This is a genomic window from Streptomyces sp. NPDC043870, assembly GCF_056435785.1.
The window spans coordinates 57,716-63,715 of sequence record NZ_JBWKDT010000003.1; the positions used below are offsets into that span (position 1 = coordinate 57,716).

Annotated in this window: 7 protein-coding genes; 5 read left to right on the forward strand and 2 right to left on the reverse strand. The window is 71.0% G+C overall.

What is annotated here, in order from left to right; all coding sequences use genetic code 11:
• Positions 1–112 precede the first annotated feature (112 nt).
• Positions 113–889, reverse strand: a complete 777-nt coding sequence (locus AC0699_RS04790) for a LysR substrate-binding domain-containing protein (protein WP_478655657.1) — start codon at positions 887–889, stop codon at positions 113–115.
• Positions 890–948: 59 nt separating this feature from the next.
• On the opposite strand from AC0699_RS04790, the gene AC0699_RS04795 reads away from it, so the two are divergent.
• Entirely contained in the window at positions 949–1,353 is a 405-nt protein-coding gene (locus AC0699_RS04795; RefSeq protein WP_478655660.1) for a DUF5997 family protein, read from the forward strand.
• A 193-nt stretch (positions 1,354–1,546) separates the two neighbouring features.
• On the opposite strand, the gene AC0699_RS04800 is transcribed toward AC0699_RS04795, so the two are convergent.
• Positions 1,547–2,569, reverse strand: coding sequence for a zinc-dependent alcohol dehydrogenase family protein (locus AC0699_RS04800; RefSeq protein ID WP_478655662.1), 1,023 nt, complete (start codon positions 2,567–2,569; stop codon positions 1,547–1,549).
• Positions 2,570–2,896: 327 nt separating this feature from the next.
• On the opposite strand from AC0699_RS04800, the gene AC0699_RS04805 reads away from it, so the two are divergent.
• From AC0699_RS04805 to AC0699_RS04820, 4 genes are all read left to right on the forward strand, one after another.
• Positions 2,897–3,691: an HAD-IIA family hydrolase gene (locus AC0699_RS04805; RefSeq protein WP_478655664.1), complete on the forward strand. Its 795-nt coding sequence runs from the start codon at positions 2,897–2,899 to the stop codon at positions 3,689–3,691.
• A 313-nt stretch (positions 3,692–4,004) separates the two neighbouring features.
• Positions 4,005–4,343 (forward strand): antibiotic biosynthesis monooxygenase family protein, encoded by a 339-nt coding sequence (locus AC0699_RS04810; protein WP_469767568.1) that lies wholly within the window; start codon positions 4,005–4,007, stop codon positions 4,341–4,343.
• Positions 4,340–5,227 carry an NAD(P)-dependent oxidoreductase gene (locus AC0699_RS04815; protein ID WP_478655666.1) on the forward strand — a complete coding sequence of 296 codons (888 nt, stop codon included), beginning with the start codon at positions 4,340–4,342 and terminating at the stop codon, positions 5,225–5,227. The genes AC0699_RS04810 and AC0699_RS04815 overlap by 4 nt, the downstream gene beginning before the upstream one ends.
• A partial coding sequence (locus tag AC0699_RS04820; RefSeq protein ID WP_478655668.1) for an amidohydrolase family protein occupies positions 5,224–6,000 on the forward strand: 777 nt, incomplete at its 3' end. The genes AC0699_RS04815 and AC0699_RS04820, both read left to right, overlap by 4 nt.

Here is a 6,000-nt window from a genome sequence, read left to right on the forward strand (position 1 = left end):
CTCCGGCCCGCGGCGGCACCCGGCGACGATACGAGTGACGCCGAGGCCACGACCGACGCCGACTGACGCCGAGGCTACGACCGACGACGACTGACGTTGACAGACGCCGAGGCTACGAACGGCGGCGAGGCTTGCCGCGCTTGCCGCCCTTGGAGCCGCCGGCACCGCCGCGTGGGCTCTTGCCGGCCGCCTTGCCGGTCGCTTTGCCGGCTGTGGGCTTCCGCCGTGCTCCGCCGGCGTCGGGGCGCTTGCTCTTCGGCTGCACCGGGGCCGGGGGGCGACCCCTTGTGCTGTTGACGGTGCGGCCGCGGACGATCCCGATGAACTGCTCCACCAGGTCGGGCGTGGTCTCGTCCTGCGGCCACGACAGCGCGACGCGCGACTCCGGGGCGCCGGAGACCGGCCGATAGGTGAGGTCCTTGCGGTGGTGCAGGCGGGCGAGTGACTGCGGGACGACGAGCAGTCCCACTCCGGCCGCCACCAGCTCGATGGCATCCGCCGTCGTGGCGGGGCGCTCGATCGCGGGCCGTCCCGGCAGACGCTCCCAGTCGAGGACGTCGTCGAGGGGATGGAGCACGATGTCGTCGGCAAGATCCTCGGCGGACACCTCGTCGACCGCCGCCACGACGTGGTCCTTCGGGACCACGACCACCGTCGTCTCGGTGTAGAGGGGGATCGCGCTGAGGTCCGTCCGGTCCACCGGCAGCCGCACGAGACCCGCGTCGGCGCCGCGGCCCCGCAGCACGTCGAATGCCTCGGCAGCGGACACCTGGGTGAGGGTCAGTGGAACGTCGGGCAGCCGCTCGTTCCAGATCCGCACCCACTTCGTGGGCGTCACTCCCGGGACATACGCGAGCCGGAACGAAGGGGGTATTTCCGAGCCTGTCACGCCGCCAGGTTACCGGTCATGGTCGGAGGTGGCGCACACGCTCGAATACCCTTGACACCATGACGTCGCACCAGAGCGCCCAGACGATGAAGCCCGCAACCGCGGCGAAGAAGCTGGGTGTGTACCTCGAGGCCACCCCCGCCGAGTTCCAGGAGGGTGTCGTCTCGCGCACCGAGCTGAACGCACTGCAGGCCGATCCGCCCGAGTGGCTGCAGGAGCTGCGACGCAACGGCCCCCATCCGCGGCCGGTGGTCGCGGCGAAGCTGGGCATCTCCATCTCGGGCCTCGCCCGTGGCGGAATCACGGACGCCCTCACCACGGAGCAGATCGACGCGCTGAAGAGGGACCTTCCGGAGTGGCTGCAGAAGGAACGCGCCACCCAGGCCGAGGTCCGGAAGGAAGCGGCGCGCATCAAGGAGAGGAACGCGGCGCGCGACGAGCAGCCGCGCCGGCCGCACTCCTGACCTTCCTCAGGCGCCCTTCGCGGTGCTCACGCACGCAGCCTGCCGACAGGAGGACGGCTGGGATCCCGCAGCGGGCGGCGCGGCTGCGGACCGGGAGTTCCTGAAGTCCTACCGGGCACCGACGCTCGTGCGCCGTCCGGTCCAGTCCGGTGCAGTCCGCTGCGGCCGCCGGGCCTGCTCGGCGACGTCATGCTCACGCCATGACGAGCACGGCCACCCCGGTGATCCGTCCGGCCGCCAGATCTGCCATGGCCTGGTCGGCTCTGCGCATCGGGTAGCGGGTGACCCGCACGGTGGGGCGCAGCCGCGCCGCTTCGGCGAGGAAGGCACGGCCGTCCTCACGGGTGTTCGCGGTGACGCTGCGTACGGTGCGTTCCTGGAAGAGGTGCCGGTCGTAGTCGAGTGGGGGCATGGCGCTCAGGTGGATCCCGGCGATGGCGAGCGTGCCCCCTCGGTCCAGGGCCTCGAGCGCCGTCGGCACCAGACCCCCTGCCGGCGCGAACAGGATCGCGGAGTCCAATGGCCGCGGGGGCGCATCGGGTCCCGCCGACGCGGCGCCGAGCTCCAGCGCCAGCTGCTGTGCCTGCGGCGAGCGGGTGACAACGTGGACTTCGGCGCCCCGGGCGATGGCGAGTTGGGCGGTGAGATGGGCGGACGCTCCGAACCCGTAGATGCCGAGCCGGCCGCCCGGCGGCAGGTCGGCCCGGCGAAGCGCCCGGTAGCCGATGATCCCCGCGCACAGAAGTGGTGCGGCGTCCGCGTCGTCCCACCCTTCCGGGAGACGGTAGGTGTAACGGGCATCCACGATGATGCGGTCGGCGAATCCCCCATGGATGTCCCAGCCGGTGTAGCGCGAGCCGGGGCACAGGTTCTCGCGTCCGGTGCTGCAATAGCGGCACTGCCCGCAGGTTCCCGCCAGCCACGCGGCCCCCACCCGGTCACCCGCTCCGAGGTTCCGGACCGCGGAACCCGCGGCGATCACCTCGCCGACCACCTCATGGCCCGGCGTGCAGCGCGGTCTGCGGGGCGGCAGGTCTCCCTCGGCCAGATGCAGATCGGTCCGGCAGACCCCGCATGCACGGACGCGCAGCAGCAGCTCGTACGCACCGGGTTCGGCCGTCTCGCGCTCCACGAGCCGCAGCGGTGCCGAGGAGATCGGGGCCGGACGCCCGACCACCCATGCGGACGTCGTCGCGGGGCCCAGAGGCGCCGTCATCGCTCTCCTTTCGGCCACGGATCCGCGACGGGACCACTACCGGAATCCCCCGGTCGCCCCGGCCGGGGCGTTGGCGCCCTCCTGCCATGGCCGGTGGGCCACCTTCCTATGCCGGCCGACGCGGTGCGGCGACTGCTACGAGCTCAGATGCCGCCATTCGAGTCACATATGGAGTACGTGCACAGCGCCATTGTGCGTGCCGAACGCCGAGCGCCGTATGCACTCCGGGCTCGCTGCCGGCATGGAGGCTCCTTCACCCCTGCTCCTTGGCTCTGCTCCTTGGCCCTGCTGCTTGGACGTGTTCTGGTCCCTCGGTACGGTCACCTCATGCAACGGGTCGGCGCTGTCCTGATCGATATCGACGGTGTTCTCACGGTGTCCTGGAAGCCGCTGCCCGGTGCGGTCGGAGCGCTGGAGCGACTTCGGGAGCGGGGCGTTCCGCTGGCGCTGCTCACCAACACCACCTCCCGTACGCGGGCCTCCATCGCGACGGTGCTGGCCGAGGCCGGATTCCCGGTCACCGCGGACGACATCTTCACCGCTCCCGCGGTGACCGCCGCGTACCTCGCCGACCACTTTCCCGGGGCGAGATGCCTGCTGCTCAACAGCGGCGACATCCGTGAGGACCTTGAGGGTGTCCTCCTGACGGACCCCGACGACGACGCCGTTCCGGATGTGGTCGTCGTCGGAGGCGCAGGCCCGGAGTTCGGGTACACGGCACTCAATCGCGCGTTCGCCCACCTCCAGAGAGGCGCTCGCCTGGTGGCCATGCACCGCAATCTGTACTGGCGCACGGAGGCGGGGCTCCAGCTCGACACCGGCGCCTTCCTGCTGGGCCTTGAGCGGGCGGCCCGCGTCGAGGCCGAGGTCGTCGGCAAACCCGCCGCACCGTTCTTCGCCACCGCCCTGGCCCATCTCGGCGCCGATGCCTCGGAGACGCTCATGGTGGGCGACGACATCGAGTCCGACGTGCTCGCCGCCCAACGCCACGGGCTCACGGGCGTTCTCGTCAGGACCGGCAAATACCAGCCCGAGACGCACCGTGCGGCGTCCGGCACACCGGACCACGTCCTGGATTCCTTCGCCGACCTGCCCGGCCTTCTGGAGCGCACGGGCCGCTGACAGGCCGCTGCCCACGAAGTCGAGGGCCGACCGGAACGACTTCACGGCGTTTCGCGCACATTCACCGGAACGAGTGCGTCGCAGCAGCCTGGCCGCGACCGGTCGTCAAGGAGCAAGCAGAGCGCTGTTCGTGTGATGCGAGGCGTCCAGGACCGCCTCGACGAGGGGCCCTTGAACGCTCACTCGTACGGGCTAACCAGCGCGCGAAAGCCCTTGTCCCCCTTGGGCCGTGCACCCATTGGAGTTGCGTGGTCACGGGGGCCGTGAGTCCTTAGAAAGCGTGTCCTGCCGGATCTCACCATCAGGAGGAGACATGGGCACCAAGCAGAAGGGCCGTTCGGCCGACAAGCTGTCCGTGGTTTTCGCGGTCCGTGTGATCGAGGGCGGCGAGCAAGGGTTTCTGGACCTGTACGACCGGATCCGGAAGTCCGTCGCCGGAACCCCCGGTCACATCGTCGAGAGGCTGGGAGAGCCCGTTGACGACTCCCGCCAGTGGGTGATCACCAGCGAGTGGGAGACGCCCGAGCACTTCTTCGCCTGGCAGCAGAGCGAGGACCACCGCGCACTGGTGGCCCCGCTCCGCGAGTGGGTCGACTCGACGCAGTCCCTGCGGTTCCGGGTCGTCAAGGAGACCACGAAGGAGACGTCATGACGCGCACCACAGACGGCCCTGTGGCCGTCCTCGGTCTCGGCAGGATGGGCACCGGCCTGGCGACTCGCCTCCTCGACCAAGGCATACAGGTGCGGGTCTGGAACCGCACCTCCGAGCGGGCCGAGCCGCTCGCCAGGGCGGGCGCCTTCGCCGCGGCCCACCCGGCCGATGCCGTCGAGGGCACGAGCGCCGCCATCTGCACCGTCGCCGACGGCGAAGCCCTCGGCACCGTGCTCCGCGGACCGGACGGGGTACTGGCCAGAGGCGCCTACCCAGGCGCCCTGATCTGCGCCAGCACCGTCGCCCCCGAAGAGGTCGTCAGCATCGCCGGAAGCGTGCCGTCGGTTCTGGACGTCGGCATGCTCGGCAACCGTGAGCACGCCCGCGACGGCGAGCTGCGGCTGTTCGTCGGCGGCGAGGAGCGGGTCTTCACCGCGGGCCGGCCGCTGCTGGAGATGCTGGGCAAGGAAGTCGTCCATCTGGGCGCACTCGGTTCCGGCATGCGGATGAAGCTGCTCCTCAACCTGCTGATGGGGATAGAGGTGCAGGCGCTGGCCGAGGCCACCGAACTGGCGGCCGCCACAGGACTCGACCGGCAGCTGGTTCTCAGGACGATCGCGGGCAGCGGCTTCGCCTCGCCGGTCATGGCTTTCAAGTCGAGGCGCCTGGCGTCCGGGCGGTTCGACGAGCCGGACTTCCGGCTGCGGCTGATGGCCAAAGACCTCATGCTCGCTACGAAGCAGGCAGCGGCAACCGGCCTGCGCCTGCCCCTCGCAGCCGCAGCAGCCGAGACCCATGTCCGCGCCACCGAGCAAGGTCTCGGCGACGAGGACTGCGCCGCGGTCACCCGTGCACTCTCACCGAACCCGGGAACCGACACATGATCATCGACATCCACGGGCACCTGTCCCCACCGGAGGCGGCCAAACGCTTCCCCATGCCCCCCAGCCTGACCGACGTCGACGGCATGCTCGCCGCTCGCGCTCAGGCCGGGATCGACCTCACCATCATCGGCAGCCCGGTCGGTGCCGGAGCGATGGCGCGGGTCCCGGGCGTCGACAACTACGCGCAACCACGAGACCGGCTGCGCAGCTTCCACGCCTGGATGTCAGGCTTGATCGCCAAGTTCCCGGACCAGTTGCGCGGGTACGTGTACGCCAACCCGTTCGGCGACGACGATCACCTGGAAGGTGTCAGGGAGACCCTGGCGGACCCCGCCTTCGTCGGCCTGATCACCACGTCCAGTGTCCACGGCGAGCTGCTCGGCTCTCCGCGAGCGGACTCCTTCTTCGCGCTGGCCGCGGAGGCGGGGGTGCCGGTCCTGGTGCACGCCCCGGCCGAACCGATCGGCACGGAGCGGGTCGACAGCATCGGATTCGTCGAGCAGATCGGCCGGTTCGGCGACGTCACGATGGGCATGGCCATGATCGCGTTCGCGGGATGGCTGGACAAGTATCCCGGTCTGCGACTGATCGGTGCGACCGGCGGCGGCGCGATGGCGCTGCTGCCGGAGCGCCTGCAGACGGCGGCGCGCCCCCGGCACTGGGGGGGGGGGGGGGCGCCCCCCCCCCCCCCCCCGCCGCCCCCCCCCCCCGACGGGGGCGCTACCCTCTGTCACCCGAGCGGAGAAACCCCCCGCGGCCAACTCGGCCGCCGG